Below are 17,676 nucleotides of genomic sequence, written 5' to 3' on the forward strand. Positions count from 1 at the left end.
AGAATTTTTGCACAAAATCCACTACTGCCCACTCATTTTCTCCCTTAAGGTGAATCTGTCACACAACTTCCATACTAGTTGTATAGCAACTTAAGCATTCTAAACGGATAGAAATCAAAGGCATAAAAAACTGTGTGACACCTGAACCTCCGTCCCCTTAGCGTCCGTCTTGTGGAGAGTAAAATGAGTCAGGACATCAATAACACCGTTGCGGTAAGCAAAACCCGTCGCGTCATTAAAAACCTGCGCTGGTACGTACTGGTGCTGTTCTTACTGGGCGTCACCGTTAACTACATCACCCGAAATTCGTTAGGTATTCTCGCGCCGGAGCTGAAAGAGAGCCTCGGGATCACCACCGAGCAGTACTCCTGGATCGTCGGGGCCTTCCAGATCGCCTACACCATTTTCCAGCCCCTGTGCGGCTGGCTGATTGACGTCATCGGCCTGAAGATTGGCTTTATGATCTGCGCCGGGATCTGGGCGCTGATGTGTATTTTCCACGCGGGCGCCGGAAGCTGGCTACATCTCGCTATTCTGCGCTTCTTTATGGGGGCCTCTGAAGCGGCCGCCACGCCGGCGAATGCCAAAACGATTGGCGAATGGTTCCCGAAATCAGAGCGTCCTGTCGCCGCCGGTTGGGCGGGGGTGGGCTTCTCCATCGGTGCGATGCTGGCTCCGCCTATCATCTACTTTGCCCACGCCTCGTTCGGCTGGCAGGGAGCGTTTATGTTCACCGGCGTGCTGGCGCTGCTGTGGGTGATCCTGTGGTGGGCGTTCTACCACAACCCGGAGCAGCACCCGAACCTGAGCAAAGACGAGCTGGCGTTTATCAAACAGGATAATGAACCGCCTGCGGTGAAGCTGCCGTTCCTGACCGCGCTGAAAACCGTCTCGAAGAACAAACGTTTTTACGGTATCGCCATCCCGGCCTTTATGGCAGAGCCGGCCTGGGCGGTGCTGAGCTTCTGGGTGCCGCTGTATCTCGCCAAAGAGCACGGCATGGATCTGAAACAGATCGCGATGTTTGCCTGGCTGCCGTTCCTCGCCGCTGACCTTGGCAGCGTAGCGAGCGGCTACCTCACCCGCCTGTACACCCGTCTGTTCGGCTGCTCCCGCGTGAACTCGGTCGTGGCAAGCTCCGTGACCGGCGCGTTCCTGATGATCTCTCTGGCCATCGTGGCCATTACCCGCGACCCGTATATCACCATCGTGCTGATCTCCATCGGCGGTTTCGGGCACCAGATCATCTCCTGCATGCTGAGCGCCCTGGTCGTGGAGTCGTTTGATAAAGGTCAGATGGCGACCGTCAACGGCATGCGCGGCTCGGCGGCGTGGATCGCCAGCTTCCTGTTCTCGCTGTTAATTGGGGTGACCGCCGACAAAATCGGCTTTAACCCGCTCTTTATTGCCATGGGCTTCTTTGACCTGATTGGCGCTCTCTTCCTGGTAGCATTTATTGCTGAACGTCGCGCCAAGCGCGCCTGATAGTGGATGTATTGCATATGAAAACCCTGAAAAACTGGACCGTCGATAAGCAGTCGGCAAACCATCTGGAACTGCTGGTGGATAACCAGCACCGCCTGTGCCTGTATGTGCTGGAAGAGAACCTGTTCCGCGTGCTGATCAAACGCAAAGGCGAACTGGCGCTCGACCGTACCTGGAGCATCGCCCCGGAGAAAGACGTACCGTGGGAAGGCCGCCGTCGCGACGATCTCAGCGGTTTCACCTGCCCGGCCTGGACGCTGACGCAGCAGGATGACACGTTAACCGTGGCGACCGATCGGCTGCGCGTGACCGTCCACCAGCCGCTGTGGCTGGAGTGGCACTACCGTAATGACGCGGGTGAGTGGCAGCCGCTGGTCAACGACCGTCCGACCAGTGCCTACCTGCTGAATGCCCACGGCGACGGGGTGGCGCACTACCTGAGCCGCCGCAAGGACGAGCGTTTTTACGGTCTGGGTGAGAAAGCGGGCGATCTGCAGCGTAACGGTAAACGCTATGAGATGCGTAACCTCGATGCGATGGGCTACAACGCCGCCAGCACCGACCCGCTGTACAAGCATATTCCGTTCACCCTCACCCACCGTGACGACGTGAGCTACGGCCTGTTCTATGACAACCTGAGCAGTTGCTGGCTGGACCTGGGTAACGAGATCGACAACTACCACACCGCCTATCGCCGCTGGCAGGCGGAAGCGGGCGATATCGATTACTACCTCTTTACCGGCAAACGGGTACTGGACGTCACCAAAGCCTTCGTGCGCCTGACCGGGAAAACGGTATTCGGGCCGAAATGGAGCCTGGGCTACAGCGGCTCAACCATGCACTACACCGACGCGCCGGATGCGCAGAATCAGCTGATGAACTTTATTCGACTGTGCGAAGAGCACGCCATCCCGTGCGACTCGTTCCAGCTCTCCTCGGGCTATACCTCGATCAACGGCAAGCGCTACGTCTTTAACTGGAACCATGACAAAGTGCCGCAGCCGAAGGTGATGACCCAGGCGTTCCACGACGCGGGGCTGAAACTGGCGGCAAACATCAAGCCGTGCCTGCTGCAGGACCATCCGCGCTATAGCGAAGTGGCAGAGAGCGGCCTGTTCATCCGCGATTCAGAAACCGATGCCCCCGAACGCTCCAGCTTCTGGGATGACGAAGGATCGCATCTCGATTTTACCAATCCGCAGACGGTGCAGTGGTGGCAGAACGGTGTCACCACGCAGCTGCTGGAGATGGGCATTGATTCCACCTGGAACGACAACAATGAATATGAAGTGTGGGATGGCGAAGCCCGCTGCCACGGCTTTGGCAAGGAGATCGCCATCAAGCATATTCGCCCGGTGATGCCGCTGCTGATGATGCGCGCCTCGCTGGAAGCGCAGCAGCGCTTTGCCCCGGAAAAGCGCCCGTATCTGATCTCCCGCTCCGGCTGTGCCGGGATGCAGCGCTACGTTCAGACCTGGAGCGGGGATAACCGCACCAGCTGGGAGACCCTGCGCTATAACATCCGCATGGGGCTGGGGATGAGCCTGTCCGGGCTGTTTAACGTTGGCCATGACGTGGGCGGCTTCTCCGGCGACAAACCGGACGCCGAGCTGTTTGTCCGCTGGGTGCAGAACGGCGTGATGCACCCGCGCTTCACCATTCACTCGTGGAACGATGACCACACGGTGAACGAGCCGTGGATGTACCCGGGCGTGACCCCTGCCATTCGCGCGGCCATTGAGCTGCGCTATCGTCTGCTGCCGTATCTCTACACCCTGCTCTGGCAGGCACACGCCGACGACGAACCGATGCTGCGCCCGACCTTCCTCGACCACGAGCACGACGCGCAGACCTTCGAAGAGTGTGATGACTTCCTGCTGGGCCGCGATGTGCTGGTCGCAAGCGTCGTCGAAGCCGGTCAGCGTGCGCGCCGTCTCTGGCTGCCGGATAATGAAACCGGCTGGTACGATTTTTATACCCATGAGTGGTATGCGGGCGGGCAGTGGATCGTCCTCGACGCGCCGCTGGAAAAACTGCCGCTGCTGGTGCGAGCCGGTGCCGGTCTGCCGCTCAGCGAACGTATTAGGCATGTGTCTGCTGAAAAGGACGATGCCCGCGAACTGAAGCTGTTCCCGGTGAAAGGTGTCGGCGCCAGCGCTGGCCTGCTGTTTGAAGACGACGGTGAAAGCTGGGGCTACCAGAATGGCAATGCGCTGTGGGTGGAATGGGAAATGGTGTGCAACGGGGCAACCATCGACCTGAAGGTTAACGCGCGCGGGGATTACCGTCCGGCGTGGAAAGCCCTGAAGGTGTCGTTACCGGCGGGGGAGAAACGCAAACTGCGGGTGAATGGGGTTGAAGGGGGCGAGTGGGTGGTGTAACCCTCACCCTAACCCTCTCCCACAGGGAGAGGGAATAGACCGTAGGCCGGGTAAGGCGAAGCCGCCACCCGGCTTTTTTTAACTCTCGATACCTTTGCTGCGCAGGTAATCTTCGTAGTTACCGGTGAAGTCCACCACGCGCTCTGGCGTAATTTCGATCACGCGGGTCGCCAGCGAGCTGACGAACTCGCGGTCGTGAGAGACGAAGATCAGGGTGCCCTGATACATCTCCAGCGCCATGTTCAGCGACTCGATCGATTCCATATCCAGGTGGTTGGTCGGTTCGTCCATCACCAGAATGTTGGGTTTTTCCATCATCAGCTTGCCGAACAGCATGCGGCCCTTCTCGCCACCGGAGAGCACTTTAGCCGGCTTCTTGATGTCGTCCTGGCTGAACAGCAGACGCCCGAGAATGCTGCGCACCGCCTGCTCGTCGTCGCCTTCCTGCTTCCACTGGCTCATCCAGTCGAAGACGGTCAGATCGTTTTCGAACTCATACTCATGATCCTGCGCGTAGTAACCGATTTGCGCGTTTTCAGACCATTTCACGGTGCCGTTGTCCGGCTGCAGTTCGCCCACCAGGGTTTTCAGCATGGTGGATTTACCCACGCCGTTCGCCCCCAGAATGGCAATCTTCTCGCCCACTTCCAGCAGCAGGTTGAAGTTTTTGAACAGCGGACCTTCATCGAAGCCTTTGGTAAGGGCTTCCACTTCCAGCGCGTTACGGAACAGTTTCTTGTCCTGCTCGAAGCGGATGAACGGGTTCTGACGGCTGGAGGCTTTAACCTCTTCCAGCTTGATTTTGTCAATCTGACGCGCGCGCGAGGTGGCCTGACGCGATTTAGAAGCGTTGGCACTGAAGCGGCTAACGAAGGACTGCAGGTCTGCAATCTGCGCTTTTTTCTTGGCGTTGTCCGCCAGCAGACGTTCACGCGCCTGGGTGGCCGCTGTCATGTATTCGTCGTAGTTGCCCGGATACACGCGCAGCTCGCCGTAGTCCAGATCCGCCATGTGCGTACAGACCATGTTCAGGAAGTGACGGTCGTGCGAGATGATGATCATCGTGCTGTCGCGATCGTTCAGCGTCTGCTCCAGCCAGCGAATGGTGTCGATGTCCAGGTTGTTCGTTGGTTCGTCGAGCAGCAGAATGTCCGGGTTTGAGAACAGCGCCTGCGCCAGCAGCACGCGCAGCTTCCAGCCTGGCGCAACTTCGCTCATCGGGCCATAGTGTTGTTCTACCGGAATACCCACGCCCAGCAGCAGCTCGCCCGCACGGGCTTCCGCGGAGTAACCGTCCATTTCGCCGTACTGCGTTTCCAGATCGGCCACTTTATAACCGTCTTCTTCGCTCATCTCGGCCAGCGCATAGATACGATCGCGCTCCTGCTTCACTTCCCACAGCTCCGCGTGCCCCATGATCACCGTGTCGAGCACGGTGAATTCTTCAAAGGCGAACTGATCCTGACGCAGCTTACCGATACGCTCGTTAGGGTCGAGCGAAACGTTGCCGAGGGTCGGCTCCAGGTCACCGCCGAGGATCTTCATAAAGGTGGATTTACCGCTACCGTTGGCACCAATCAGGCCGTAACGGTTGCCGCCGCCAAATTTGACGGAAATGTTTTCGAACAGCGGCTTACTGCCAAACTGCATAGTGACGTTGCTGGTAACTAACACGGGGAGATTCCTGCGAAAAGTGTGATAAACACGGCATTATGCCACAATTCCGAATTGAGATCCCGTGTTGCGACGCTCCACTAAACTTTAACAAAATCGAAAAAAATGTGATTTCGTACACATCTGAATTCCCTGTTAGCGGGAATGCACATATAATGCGCTCCCATCACAGATTCAGACTTATCAACTCACGCCTGAATGGCTTAGATACCTCGCACAACATGAACATGAAATTAACAACGCTTTTTGCGGCGGCGTTAGCCGTAGTAGGTTTTTGCAAAACCGCTTCTGCGGTGACTTATCCGCTGCCGACAGACGGTAGCCGTCTGGTGGGTCAAAACCAGGTAGTGACGGTGCCTGAGGGTAACACTCAGCCGCTGGAGTATTTTGCGGCGCAGTACCAGCTGGGCCTGTCTAACATGCTGGAAGCGAACCCGGGCGTTGACCCGTATCTGCCAAAAGCCGGGACCGTGCTTAACATTCCTCAGCAGCTGATCCTGCCGGATACCGTTCATGAAGGTATCGTCATCAACAGCGCGGAAATGCGTCTGTATTACTACCCGAAAGGCACCAACACCGTGATCGTGCTGCCAATCGGTATCGGTCAGTTGGGCAAAGACACCCCGCTGAACTGGACCACCAAAGTTGAGCGTAAGAAAGCAGGCCCAACCTGGACCCCAACGGCGAAAATGCACGCGGAATACATCGCAGCAGGCGAGCCGCTGCCAGCCGTGGTCCCGGCAGGCCCGGATAACCCGATGGGTCTGTACGCGCTGTACATTGGCCGTCTGTATGCTATTCACGGTACTAATGCCAACTTCGGTATCGGCCTGCGCGTGAGCCACGGCTGCGTACGTCTGCGTAACGACGACATCAAATTCCTGTTCGAAAACGTACCTGTCGGGACGCGTGTGCAGTTCATCAACGAACCGGTGAAAGCCACGTCTGAGCCAGACGGTAGCCGTTACATCGAAGTGCACAACCCGCTGTCCACCAGCGAAGATCAGATCAACAATAACGAAATCGTACCGATTACGCTGAACAGTGCGGTGCAGGCAGTGACCTCTCAGCCTGACGTCGAGACGACGATTGTTGACCAGGCGGTGCAGAACCGCTCCGGTATGCCGGTGCGTTTGAACTAATCGCCAAAAAGAAAAAAGCGGGCTTCGATGCCCGCTTTTTTTTACCCGTTATTGACGATCACAATCCCGCCGTGGTCGTACCGGTAGTGGCAGTGGGCATACTCCAGCGGCGTGCCATCTTCCAGATAGATCACCTGCTCCACCTCCAGCACCGGGTCGCTCTCCTCGCAGACCAGATGCTGCATGTCCAGCGCATTCGGCTTTAATGCCCGCACTACCCGGTACGACCCCATAATCTTCAGCCCCAGCGTCTCCTGGACATAGCGAAACACCGAGCTTTCAAGATGGCTCTTATTCAGGCCGGGCACCAGATTGAGCGGCATCACCGTGGCGTCCAGCGACATCGGCTCACCGTTGAGCAGACGCAGGCGAATGAAATCATAGACGGGCGTATCGACGTTGATCATCAGCGAAGCCTGCTCTTTCTCGTTCGGAAAACGCAGTTCAAAATGCACCACCTGGCTGGTCACCGTACCCAGATGCTCCCAGGTTTTGGTCGCGCCAAAGTAGTCGCTGCCGGAGAGATCCCACTGCGACAGCTGAAGAAAATTCTTGCGGATGAACGTCCCCTGCCCCTGGCGGGTATACACCAGCCCTTCGACAATCAGCTGACGCATGGCCTGCTGAATGGTCATCCGGCTGGTATTGAACTCCGCGGCCAGCGCAAACTGGTCCGGCAGCGGTTCATTGGCGGCGTACTGCTGGCTTATGATGCGTTTCTTGATTTCCCGCGCTATGGTGATGTACTTCGCCGCCATCGTCCTTCCTTTCAGTTAGTTTCTATCCCGCTGTTTTTTAACGCCACTCTCTCGGCAATCTTGAGGAAAGGCAGGTAGAAGAATACACCAAATACGATGATTGCCAACTGCACCACCACCGCCCGCCAGTCCCCCGCCGTCGCCAGCCAGGCGCTCAGGATCGGCGGTGTCGTCCAGGGGATCATCACCACGCAGCGCGACATCAACCCCAGGGTCGTACAGAGCCAGGCAAAATAGATGCCGATGGCGGGTAACAGCACAAACGGGATCATCAGCGGCAGGTTAAAGACAATCGGCAGCCCAAAAATCACCGGCTCGTTGATATTGAACAGACCCGGCGCCAGCGACAGACGCGCCACCTGCTTCGCCGACTGTTGCCGCGAGAAGATAAAGATGGCGATCAGCAGAGAGATCGTGCTGCCGGTTCCGCCCACCATGCCAAACGTCGGCACGAAGATGTTATTGATGATATGCGGGATCGGCTGACCGTTGGCGAAGGCCAGCATGTTCTCATTGGTGTTGATCAGCAGGAACGGTTCCAGCACCACGCTGTTCACCACCGACTGATGGATCCCCAGCGTAAACAAAAAGTTACCAAAGCTATAGATGAAAATCGTTCCCGGCAGGCTGGTGTTGATGAGCCGCAGCGGCTGCTGGATAAAGGTGGTGATCAGATGAATCAGATCCGTGTGCAGCACGTTTGCCAGCAGAGCTGCCAGGATAGCAAACAGCGAGAGCGTCAGGATGGTCGGGATCAGGGCGGTAAAGGATTTGCTCACCGCCGGCGGCACGTTTTCCCCGAGCGAAATGTGCAGCGCCTTCAGCCGCGAGATGGCGATAAACAGCTCCGTCGACAGCAGACCAATCAACACGCCGGCGAAAATCCCGGTCGAGCCGATATTGGCGAAGGTCAGCACCTGGGTGACGTTAACCGCGGTGTCGCTGCCGACGGGCGTGACCTGTAAGCGCATCGGCATCATGATGATAAAGCTGCTGACGGCAATAACCACTGCCGAGACCGGATTGTCGAAATCTTTGTTGCGTGCCAGCGACCAGGCAATCATCGGTGCCAGCAGCAGCGCGGCGATGTTCAGCGTGCCGTTGATGATCGCCTCGCCCCACACCTTAAAGTGGGTAAGCGTGTCGCCTTCCAGGATCCACGGAAACACCACGTTGTTCACCAGCACTGCCAGTCCGGCGAGGATGAAAATCGGCATCACCGTGGCGAAGGCGTCGCGCAGGGAGCGGAGGTGCACCTGGTTTGCCAGGCGCGCCGAGAACTCAACAAATTTGTCGACAAAGGACTGCATATGCGGTGTGATTTTTGTTTCAGACATAGCGGATAGTTCCCATCAATCAGTCACAAAAACGGCCCGGCAGCGTACGGCTTACATCTCGCGTCCGTTGGTATGGATTACCTGTTTTAACCACGCGTAGCTCTTTTTCGGCACACGTTTCAGGTCTTTCAGGTCGTGGTTTTCACGGTTGACATAGACCACCCCGTAGCGCTTACGCATATCGCCCTGGGAGCTGAGAATGTCGATCAACCCCCAGCCGAGGTAGCCCATCACCTCTGCACCATCCTCAAATATCGCGGCTTTCATCGCCTCAATATGCGCCCGGTGATAGTCGATGCGATAGGTATCCTCGATGGGGTTGACGCCATCCCATGACTCAATCACGCCAATGCCGTTTTCAATCGGGAATACCGGCATGCGCCAGTCGTTGGCGTAGCGGGTAATGATGGTGCGAAAACCGAGCGGGTCGATCTGCCAGTTCCACTCGGTGGCTTTCAGGTATGGGTTATTTTTCTCGCCGTGCAGCAGGTAATAGTTGACCGGCGTGCCCTCCGGGATCGCATCGCTGTCCAGCGTTTTACTGGCGTAATAGCTGAAGGCCATAAAGTCGTTTTTGGTGCGCGCCAGTAGCGCTAAATCCTCGGCGCGGTAGAGATCGCCAAATCCTTCCTGCTCCACCACCGCCATGACCGCCGGGCTGTAGCCCTGACCGGCAAAAACGCGCAGCAGGTTCTGGTTGAGGAATTCGTCGTACTGCTGGGCGCAGAAGATATCGCGCGGTTTGCAGGTGGCCGGGTAGATCAGCTGATGCGCCAGCATGCCGCCCATCAGCTGGCCCGGGCGGGTCTGGTGCAGATACTCGGTCAGCGCCATGTGCGCCACCATCGTATGGTGCTGCAGTTCGTACAGCTCGCGCAGGGTTTTCTCCCCTTTCATGTAGCCGGAAATACGAAACGCTTCCGGCATATGGAAGATGTTCTGCTCGTTGAACGTCAGCCAGTACTTCACGCGGTCGCCGAAGCAGTCGATCATCTTTTTGCCGTAGCGGATAAAGGCGTCCATCACCCGGCGGTCATTGAAGCCGTTGTACTCCTGCGCCAGCGCCAGCGGCATATCGAAGTGGTAGAGGCAGACCATCGGCTCAATACCGCGAGCGATCAGGTCGTTAATAAAGCGGTCATAAAACGCGATGCCCTCGTCGTTGAACGCACCGTCCCCCTGCGGGCAGACCCGGCTCCAGGAGATCTGGAAGCGGTAGCAGTTCATCCCCAGATCCTGCATCAGGTCGAAATCTTCCCGGTAGCGGTGGTAGGAGTCGGTCGCCACCTTCCAGTCAGAGATGTTCTCCCCGGCTTCGCGAATGTCGTAGACCGACATCCCCTTTCCGCCCTCATTCCATGCTCCTTCCGTCTGCATGCTGGATACCGAGTTGCCCCATAAAAAGTTGGCTGGCAGCTGATTGTTCATGGTCTCTCCCTATATGACTAGTCATTTAAATTTCATGACTAGTCATATAGACGAAGAGGTAAAAGCGATCAAAGAGGAGGATCGTTTTTTGTGAGCAAGGCGGGAAAAAAGCCCCGATAAGCGAAGCGCCTACCGGGGAAAGGAAGGTTATTGTTGTGCGAGCTGATTACGACGATATTCCCCCTGCCGCTCCAGCATCCAGCCGGGATATTCCCGCGGCAGCGCGCTTACCGCATCAAGCTGTTTAAGCTCGTCTTCGCTTAAGCGGATCCCGGTAGCGGCAATGTTGTCATCCAGCTGTTCGACGCGTTTGGCACCAATGATCACACTGGTGACGGCTTTTTGATGCAGCAGCCACGCCAGTGCGATTTGCGCCACGGAAACGCCTTTGCTTTGCGCAATCACGCGCATCACGTCCACGCAGTCGAAGGCGCGTTCTTTATTCACCGGCGGGAAGTCGAACTCCAGACGACGACCACCGGCTTCACTCTGCCCGTCGCGGCCATATTTTCCGCTCAGCAGACCGCCCGCCAGCGGGCTCCAGACCATCAGCCCGACGCCTTCGCTCTGCATCATCGGCACCAGCTCGCGCTCCAGATCGCGTCCGGCGATGGTGTAATACGCCTGGAGCGATGCGAAACGCGCAAGGCCGAGACGTTCAGAAATACCGAGCGCTTTGGCAATCTGCCATGCTGCCCAGTTCGAGACGCCGATGTAGCGCACATGGCCGTGCTGCACCAGGTTATCCAGCGCGTACAGCGTCTCTTCAATCGGCGTGGCCGGGTCGAAACCGTGAAGCTGGTAGAGATCGATATGATCGAGCTGCAGACGGCGCAGGCTCTCCTTCACGCTGCTAATAATGTGGTAGCGCGAGCTGCCGCGTGAGTTCACCCCTGCCGTCCCCGTTTCGCCGAATACTTTGGTAGCCACCACCACGTTTTCGCGCGGGATTTTCAGGTTTTTGAGCGCCTGACCGGTAATCGCCTCCGAGCGCCCTTCCGAATAGACGTCCGCAGTGTCGATAAAGTTGATCCCGGCATCCAGCGCGCGGCCCACCAGCTGCTCGGCCTCATTTTGCTGCAGCTGGCCAATCTTGCCCCACATGCCGCCTTCACCGCCGAACGTCATGGTGCCGAGGCAGAGTTCAGAAACAAACAGACCGGTGTTGCCCAGTTTTTGATAACGCATATGTCATTCCTCGCATGTCGATTGGGTACCCGATAGTTATACCCGCCTCTCAGCCATCGCGAATGTGGCGTTCCTGTCCGTTTCTTGCCCAATCCTCTGAAAATTTATCCGCGCGGGGCATCGCCAAAGACGGTGTAGTCCGGTAATTGCACCTGCTGATACGGCTCCCAGCCGCCACCGAGCGCCTTGTAGAGCGCCACCAGGTCAAGGGCGCTTTGCACCTGCGCCTGGGCGCGCTGCTGCTGGGCCTGCGCCAGCTGTCGCTGGGCGTCCAGCACGTCGATAAAGCTGGCGATCCCCTGTCGATAGCTGTCGCTCGCCAGGTCAAAGGCGTTTTGCAGCGCGTCGATGGTTTTCGCCAGGCCCGCTTCACGCTGCTGATCGGTACGGTAGCTCACCAGCGCATTTTCCACATCCCCGAGCGCGGTCAGCACCGTCTGGCGATAGTCCAGCACCGCCGCCCCCTGCTGCGCGCGCGCCAGTTTCACGCTGGAGACCAGCCGTCCGCCCTGGAAGATGGGAATCGATACCTGCGGACCAAAACTGTAGAAATGGCTGCTCCAGTCGGTCAGCCAGTTGGTTTCGCTGTTTCGCAGGCCAAACTGCCCGGAAAGGGTAAAGCTCGGGAACAGCTGGGCCACCGAGACGCCGATTTGCGCCGTGGCGGCATGAAGATTCGCTTCCGCTTCACGCACGTCCGGGCGGCGTCGCGCCAGCGTCGACGGAATGCCCGTTTGTACGATATCCGGCAGCGCCGGCATCGGCTGCGCGGATTGCAGTTCCGCATCCAGCGCGCCCGGCGGCTTACCAAGCAGGATCGCCAGACCGTTCATCGCCTGGCGCTCCTGCGCCTGATACTGCGGCAGCTGTGCTTCAAGATTGCCCAGCTGCGCCCGGGCGTTTTCGACATCCATCTGCGGTGACAGCCCGCCGCGCTGGCGGCTTTCGGTGAGATCCAGCGTCTGTTGCGCGCTTTTAATCTGCGTGTTCAGGGTGGCGATAATGCTCTGCGCCCCGCGCAGCTGGAGCCAGGCGCGGGCCACTTCCGCTTCCAGCGACACCAGCGCATCGTTACGCTGTTCAATAGCCGCTTTCTGCTGCGCTTGTGCCGCCTCGACCTGCCTGCGCACCTTGCCCCACAGGTCGATTTCCCACTGGGCGTCAAAGCTGCCCTGATAGAGGTTGATCGGCTGCGTCAGCGGTCCTAACGCGCCCCGCAACTCAGGATCGACATTATCAAGCTGGTCATACACCCCGTGGGATTTCAGCTCCCCTTCCAGCCCGAGCTGCTGGCGCGTCGCCTGCAGATTGCCGTTCACCGACGGGTAAAACGCCCCGCCCGCCTGGTTAATCTGTTCACGCGCTCCCGCAATGCGCAGCACCGTTTGCTGCAGCGTCAGGTTTCCGGCGATGGCGCGTTCAACCAGGCTGTCGAGCTGCGGCGAGCCGAAGGTTTTCCACCAGCGCGGGTTGGTCGCGGCGGAGGTGGTTTGCGATTTCACCGCGCCGTCGCCTTTGTCGTTCCAGTGCGTCACGGCAGGCGGCGCGGGCGGCTGATAATCCGGCCCGACGGCGCAGCCGGCCAGCAGCATCATTATCATCAGGGGGTGTAAACGTCTGTGTATCATCAGTGTGCTCCTGCACTCCCCTCGCTCTTAACCGGCGAGAGCAACAAACAAAACGGAATCAGCAACAAGGCCACCGCGCTCAGAAGGGTGAAGACATCGATGTAGGCCAGGAAGCGCGACTGCTCAATCATGGTCTGGTACAGGCGTCCGGTGGCAATCCCGGTGGGATCCCCCACCTGGGTGGTGAAATTCTGGATCGCCTGGGCGCTCTCGCGTATCGCCTGCTGGAACTGCTCGTTAAACGGCGAGGCGTGGTACGCCAGATGCGCGCTGTGCGCCTGTGAGCGTTCGGTGATGGCCGCCGTCGACAGCGAGATCCCAACCGAGCCCGCAACGTTACGGAACATGGTAAACAGCGCCGCCGCATCGGCGTTCAGCCGTCGCGGGATCGAAATAAAGGCAATGGTGGTCAGCGGAACAAACAGGAACCCCAGCCCCAGCGACTGGGCGCTGCGAAACAGCACCAGCGTTTCGAAGTCGATATCCGGAGTGAGCGTGCGCGACCAGAAGAACGACACCGCCAGACAGGTAAAGCCAAAGGCAATAATCCAGCGCGTCTGCACCACCGGCATTAGCTTCAGCACCAGCGGGATGGTCAACACAATCAACACCGCGCCAGGGGACAGCACCAGCCCGGACCAGGTGGCGGTATAGCCCAAATCCTGCTGCGCCAGTTGCGGGATGACCACCGAGCTGCCGTAGAGGATCATCGCCATCCCCGCCATCAGCAGGCTTGAGACGGCAAAGTTGCGGTCCTTCATGCAGTGCAGATCCACCACCGGTTTTTTGGCATACATCAGCCAGTAAATGGCGCCGATAATGCCGATCAGGGTTAACACCGCGAAGGTGCGAATAAAGTGCGAGTAGAACCAGTCCTCGTCTTCGCCCCTGTCGAGCATCACCTGCAGGCAGCCGAGGCCGAGCGCGATCAGGCCGATCCCCGTCCAGTCGATGGTCAGCTTCTCTTTCGATTTACTCTCCCAGGGCGGATCTTCCAACAGCTGGTAGATCGCCAGCACCGTAACAATCCCCACCGGGATATTGATAAAGAAGACCCAGCGCCAGGAGTAGTTATCCGTGATCCAGCCCCCCAGCGTCGGGCCGAGTACCGGGGCAACGATAATCGCAATGGACGAGAGCCCAAACGCTTTGCCCCGGTCCTCGGGCTTGAAGTAGTCGAGCAGTACCGACTGCTGGGTAGGCTGCAGGCCGCCGCCAAAGAAGCCCTGCATCACGCGAAACAGAATGATCTGCCACAGCTCGGTGGCAATCCCGCACAGGAACGAACAGACCGTAAACATCACGATGCAGATCAAGAAGAACTGCTTGCGGCCGAACACGCGGCTCAGAAACGCCGAGATGGGCAGCACAATGCCGTTCGCGACCAGATAGCTGGTTAACACCCAGGTGGATTCGTCGTAGCTGGAGGAGAGCGACCCCGCCACGTGGGGCAGCGCCACGTTGACGATGGTGGTGTCGAGGATCTCCATAAACACCGCCAGCGTGACGACAATCGCCACCGCCCATGGATTACTGGCGGGTTTCCATTTGTCGTGGCTGTGATCCGTCATTCCACCGTCACCTTCGGTGCCACCGACAGCCCCAGCGGCAGCGGTTTGTTCGGATCGAGCCCCTTATCAATCACGATTTTCACCGGCACGCGCTGCACAATTTTGACAAAGTTACCGGTGGCATTTTCAGCCGGGAAGGCGGAGAAACGCGAGCCGCTCCCCTGCTGGATACTGTCGACATGTCCCTCAAGTTCCATATCCGGCCATGCATCCACGGAGACGGTGACCTTATCACCCGGCTTCATCCGCTCAAGCTGCGACTCTTTGAAGTTCGCTACGACCCACACATTGGGGGAAACCAGCGAGAACAGCGCCGTTCCCGCCTGCACCAGCGTACCGGGCTGCACGTTGCGTTTGGTGACAACGCCGTCGAACGGGGCGCGGACTTCGGTATAGGAGAGGTTCAGGTTTGCCGTTTCCAGCTGCGCTTTAGCCTGCTCGACCTGACGCTCGCGCGCTTCAACGTTGGTTTCCTGCTGACGGATTTGCAGCTGTACCTGCTCTGCCACTTCCAGCTGCGCCTGGGCGCTGGCCAGACCCGCCTGGGCGCTGCGCAGCTGCGCATTCGCGGAATCAATACTTTGCTGGGTGGTCGCACGCGGGTCGACGCCGCGCTGGCGGCGATACTCTGCCTGCGCGTTCGCCAGATCGGCCTGCGCTTTCAGCATCTGCGCTCTGGCCTCATCACGCTGGGCGGGATACTGCACTCTGGAGAGCGCCAGCTGCGCCTGGGCCTGATGCAGCTGCGCGATAGCCAGCCCAAGCTGGGCCTGAGCCTGATCGCGCTGTGCGGTGGTATCCCGCGGATCGATGACCACCAGCAGATCACCCTTTTTCACGCGCTGGTTATCGCGCACGCGCAGCTCGGTGACATAGCCTGCCGTTTTGGGGGCAATCGTCACCACGTCGCCGTCGGTGAAGGCGTCGTCGGTTGTCTCTTCGTTACGGGTTAAAAACCACCAGACCAGCGCCACAACGACCATGATCACCACGACAATGCCGAGGATGATTAACGGTTTTTTGCCCGGACGCTTACGCTCATTATTGTTTTTGTCCTGCTCGTCAGCAGGCGGATTTTGATCTTCAGCCATAGGTCAGCAACAGTCCTGTCAGTGAGCGGCATCACACTATGCCGTTCACTAAAGCTAGGACGTTGCTATACGTTTGCCAGGAAAAACTGACAAATTGCGCACTATATGAGAAGGAATATTCCGAAACCGATCGTCGCGGCCCATAACAGCATCGGGATCGACCAGAGATGGAAGCGCCACCAGATACGGCGATCGTTCGCCATCCGCAGGGCAATCAGGTTGGCAAGCGATCCAGGCAGTAGCCCAAACCCGCCAATGTTAACGGCCCAGGCCAGCAGCGTGTCCGGCGGAACGTAGTTGAGCAGCAGAATGGTGGAAGGCACGTTGCTGATAACCTGCGACAGGCCAATCGCCGTCAGCCACAGTCCCGGCTGAGACAGCGTACTGACGCTGTGCAGCACGTTTTGCAGCACCGGAAGCTGGATGAGCAGATGCACATCAATAAACATCACCATAAAGACCAGCAGCAGCGTCCAGTCCACGCTCACCAGCACGCGACGCGCCAGCACGACAAACCCCGCCGCCACGAGCAGCACGCCCGCCAGCTCATACTTCAGCTCCAGCGCGAACAGGAAGACGATGTATAGCCCAAGGCAACTCCAGACCAGACGAGGCTGCCACTGCGGGCCGGTTGTACCGCTGTGGTATTGCAGCTTTTTATCCGGAAACGCAAACCAGCAGACCGCCAGCAGCGACGCCATCATCACCAGCGCCAGCGGCGCCATCTGCCAGGTGAATGCGGCGAACGACAGCCCGGAACGTCCCCAGAGAAGGATGTTCTGTGGGTTGCCGACAGGCGTTAACAGCGAACCCGCGTTGACCGCCAGCGCTTCAAAGATGATCAGCCGGCTAACCGGGATCTCGCACAGCTTACGCAGGGTGAGCGTGAGGGGCACGATAATAAACAGCGCCACGTCGTTGGTCAGAAACGTCGACAGTACCGCGGCGGAGAAGACCATAAACAGGGACAGCCTGCGCTCGGTGGCAAAGCGGCGCACCATTTTACGTCCCAGCACGTCAAAATAGCCGCTCAGCTCGACCCCTTTGGTGAGCATCATTAAGCCGCTCAGGGTAATAATGGTGCGCCAGTCAATCGCAGCAGGCCAGGCGTGCGGCGCAAACGGCACAAAGAGGCTTAACCCTGCGCCAGTGATCAATAACAGATGAAAGAAGCGATCGCGTGCCAGGGCCTGCAGTCCAGGGATTTTCATTCAGCGGAGGGACCATATTTAAGGGTAAATTCGCGAAACTTCACCAGCGTCTCTTCGCTGACGTGGTGTTCCATACCTTCCGCATCCCGGCGGGCAATCTCCGGGCTGACGCCCAGCACCAGTAAAAAATTCTCGACAAGCTGATGGCGCTCGCGGCTCTCCTGCGCGAGTTTCTCCCCTTCTGGCGTCAGGAAAACCCCGCGCCAGGGGATCATTTCGATCAATCCCACAGAAGCCAGCCGTTTTAACATCTTCGCAACGGTTGGTTGCGACACTCCCAGCCTGGCGGCCATATCGACCTGGCGCGCTTCCCCAACCTCACGGATCAGATCGGAAATGAGTTCAACATAATCATCAATCAGTTCACGCCGGTGCGCTTCACGGACCTGGCGAAAACCTTCGACATGTTCTTCAACATTCACCAGTTGCGTCGTTTTCCTCATTGCTGGCTTACCTGCGCGACGGTTCATTGTACTTCCTCAGTGGGGTGACGCTTCCAGCGCCCGGTATCGAGAGCGCACATTGTAAACCATAGCTCTGCAAGCACAAAAAATTAACGAAATAGCCATAGCTATACAATATAGCCTGTGCTATATCTGTATGTAATGCAGTCACCCTTCACGGATCGAAGGGATCAAAAATCAGGAGGTCTTATGAACGAATTCAAGAGGTGTATGACCGTGTTTACCCACTCTCCTTTTAAAGTGCGCTTAATGCTGTTGAACATGCTGTGCGATATGTTTAACAACAAACCGCATCAGGACGACAAACCTTCCCACTAA

General features: G+C 58.1%; 14 protein-coding genes. 4 read left to right on the top strand and 10 right to left on the bottom strand.

Translation table 11 applies throughout. The annotated features are described in order from the left end of the window. Positions 1-183: 183 nt before the first annotated feature. Complete coding sequence (locus C5687_RS10925) at positions 184-1,485, top strand: MFS transporter (protein WP_104556938.1); 1,302 nt, start codon at positions 184-186, stop codon at positions 1,483-1,485. A gap of 17 nt (positions 1,486-1,502) precedes the next feature. Beyond that, a complete protein-coding gene (locus C5687_RS10930; RefSeq protein ID WP_146086278.1) occupies positions 1,503-3,866 on the top strand; it encodes a glycoside hydrolase family 31 protein in 2,364 nt (787 codons plus the stop codon). 78 nt (positions 3,867-3,944) lie between these two features. Here C5687_RS10930 and C5687_RS10935 read toward each other — a convergent pair whose 3' ends face one another. Then, positions 3,945-5,540 (bottom strand): ABC-F family ATPase, encoded by a 1,596-nt coding sequence (locus tag C5687_RS10935; RefSeq protein ID WP_047958092.1) that lies wholly within the window; start codon positions 5,538-5,540, stop codon positions 3,945-3,947. A gap of 221 nt (positions 5,541-5,761) precedes the next feature. Here C5687_RS10935 and ldtB point away from each other — a divergent pair, with 221 nt between their 5' ends. Next, positions 5,762-6,682 carry a L,D-transpeptidase gene (gene ldtB / locus C5687_RS10940; protein ID WP_025757284.1) on the top strand — a complete coding sequence of 307 codons (921 nt, stop codon included), beginning with the start codon at positions 5,762-5,764 and terminating at the stop codon, positions 6,680-6,682. Between the two features lie 41 nt (positions 6,683-6,723). Here the strand turns inward: ldtB and C5687_RS10945 are convergent, their stop codons facing one another. The 9 genes from C5687_RS10945 to mntR form a co-directional block, all read right to left on the bottom strand. Continuing rightward, positions 6,724-7,440 (bottom strand): GntR family transcriptional regulator, encoded by a 717-nt coding sequence (locus C5687_RS10945; RefSeq protein WP_047958091.1) that lies wholly within the window; start codon positions 7,438-7,440, stop codon positions 6,724-6,726. An 11-nt stretch (positions 7,441-7,451) separates the two neighbouring features. Continuing rightward, a complete protein-coding gene (locus C5687_RS10950; protein ID WP_059386095.1) occupies positions 7,452-8,777 on the bottom strand; it encodes a PTS sugar transporter subunit IIC in 1,326 nt (441 codons plus the stop codon). 51 nt (positions 8,778-8,828) lie between these two features. Continuing rightward, on the bottom strand, positions 8,829-10,205 hold the full coding sequence (locus C5687_RS10955) for a glycoside hydrolase family 1 protein (RefSeq protein ID WP_047958089.1): 1,377 nt from the start codon (positions 10,203-10,205) through the stop codon (positions 8,829-8,831). Positions 10,206-10,352: 147 nt separating this feature from the next. Continuing rightward, positions 10,353-11,393 (bottom strand): aldo/keto reductase, encoded by a 1,041-nt coding sequence (locus C5687_RS10960; RefSeq protein WP_095440884.1) that lies wholly within the window; start codon positions 11,391-11,393, stop codon positions 10,353-10,355. Between the two features lie 104 nt (positions 11,394-11,497). Further along, entirely contained in the window at positions 11,498-13,021 is a 1,524-nt protein-coding gene (locus C5687_RS10965) for an efflux transporter outer membrane subunit (RefSeq protein WP_104556940.1), read from the bottom strand. Then, positions 13,021-14,592, bottom strand: a complete 1,572-nt coding sequence (locus C5687_RS10970) for a DHA2 family efflux MFS transporter permease subunit (protein WP_104556941.1) — start codon at positions 14,590-14,592, stop codon at positions 13,021-13,023. Before C5687_RS10970 ends, C5687_RS10965 begins: the two co-directional genes overlap by 1 nt. Next, complete coding sequence (locus C5687_RS10975) at positions 14,589-15,683, bottom strand: HlyD family secretion protein (protein WP_104556942.1); 1,095 nt, start codon at positions 15,681-15,683, stop codon at positions 14,589-14,591. Before C5687_RS10975 ends, C5687_RS10970 begins: the two co-directional genes overlap by 4 nt. 101 nt (positions 15,684-15,784) lie before the next feature. Continuing rightward, a complete protein-coding gene (locus tag C5687_RS10980) occupies positions 15,785-16,894 on the bottom strand; it encodes an anion transporter (RefSeq protein WP_094918017.1) in 1,110 nt (369 codons plus the stop codon). Then, positions 16,891-17,364 carry a manganese-binding transcriptional regulator MntR gene (mntR, locus tag C5687_RS10985; protein ID WP_025757276.1) on the bottom strand — a complete coding sequence of 158 codons (474 nt, stop codon included), beginning with the start codon at positions 17,362-17,364 and terminating at the stop codon, positions 16,891-16,893. Before mntR ends, C5687_RS10980 begins: the two co-directional genes overlap by 4 nt. Before the next feature lie 183 nt (positions 17,365-17,547). On the opposite strand from mntR, the gene mntS reads away from it, so the two are divergent. Beyond that, a complete protein-coding gene (gene mntS, locus C5687_RS10990; RefSeq protein WP_014831181.1) occupies positions 17,548-17,676 on the top strand; it encodes a manganase accumulation protein MntS in 129 nt (42 codons plus the stop codon).

It is taken from the genome of Enterobacter sichuanensis, from assembly GCF_002939185.1.
GTDB lineage: Bacteria > Pseudomonadota > Gammaproteobacteria > Enterobacterales > Enterobacteriaceae > Enterobacter > Enterobacter sichuanensis.

Excerpts from the sequence above, each read along its gene's own strand:
- C5687_RS10930 (WP_146086278.1), top strand. The coding sequence starts at position 1,503 with ATGAAAACCCTGAAAAACTGGACCGTCGATAAGCAGTCGGCAAACCAT.
- C5687_RS10945 (WP_047958091.1), bottom strand. The coding sequence starts at position 7,440 with ATGGCGGCGAAGTACATCACCATAGCGCGGGAAATCAAGAAACGCATC.
- C5687_RS10975 (WP_104556942.1), bottom strand. The coding sequence starts at position 15,683 with ATGGCTGAAGATCAAAATCCGCCTGCTGACGAGCAGGACAAAAACAAT.
- C5687_RS10955 (WP_047958089.1), bottom strand. The coding sequence starts at position 10,205 with ATGAACAATCAGCTGCCAGCCAACTTTTTATGGGGCAACTCGGTATCC.
- C5687_RS10950 (WP_059386095.1), bottom strand. The coding sequence starts at position 8,777 with ATGTCTGAAACAAAAATCACACCGCATATGCAGTCCTTTGTCGACAAA.
- C5687_RS10980 (WP_094918017.1), bottom strand. The coding sequence starts at position 16,894 with ATGAAAATCCCTGGACTGCAGGCCCTGGCACGCGATCGCTTCTTTCAT.
- mntS (WP_014831181.1), top strand. The coding sequence starts at position 17,548 with ATGAACGAATTCAAGAGGTGTATGACCGTGTTTACCCACTCTCCTTTT.
- mntR (WP_025757276.1), bottom strand. The coding sequence starts at position 17,364 with ATGAACCGTCGCGCAGGTAAGCCAGCAATGAGGAAAACGACGCAACTG.
- C5687_RS10960 (WP_095440884.1), bottom strand. The coding sequence starts at position 11,393 with ATGCGTTATCAAAAACTGGGCAACACCGGTCTGTTTGTTTCTGAACTC.
- C5687_RS10970 (WP_104556941.1), bottom strand. The coding sequence starts at position 14,592 with ATGACGGATCACAGCCACGACAAATGGAAACCCGCCAGTAATCCATGG.
- C5687_RS10925 (WP_104556938.1), top strand. The coding sequence starts at position 184 with ATGAGTCAGGACATCAATAACACCGTTGCGGTAAGCAAAACCCGTCGC.
- C5687_RS10965 (WP_104556940.1), bottom strand. The coding sequence starts at position 13,021 with ATGATACACAGACGTTTACACCCCCTGATGATAATGATGCTGCTGGCC.
- ldtB (WP_025757284.1), top strand. The coding sequence starts at position 5,762 with ATGAACATGAAATTAACAACGCTTTTTGCGGCGGCGTTAGCCGTAGTA.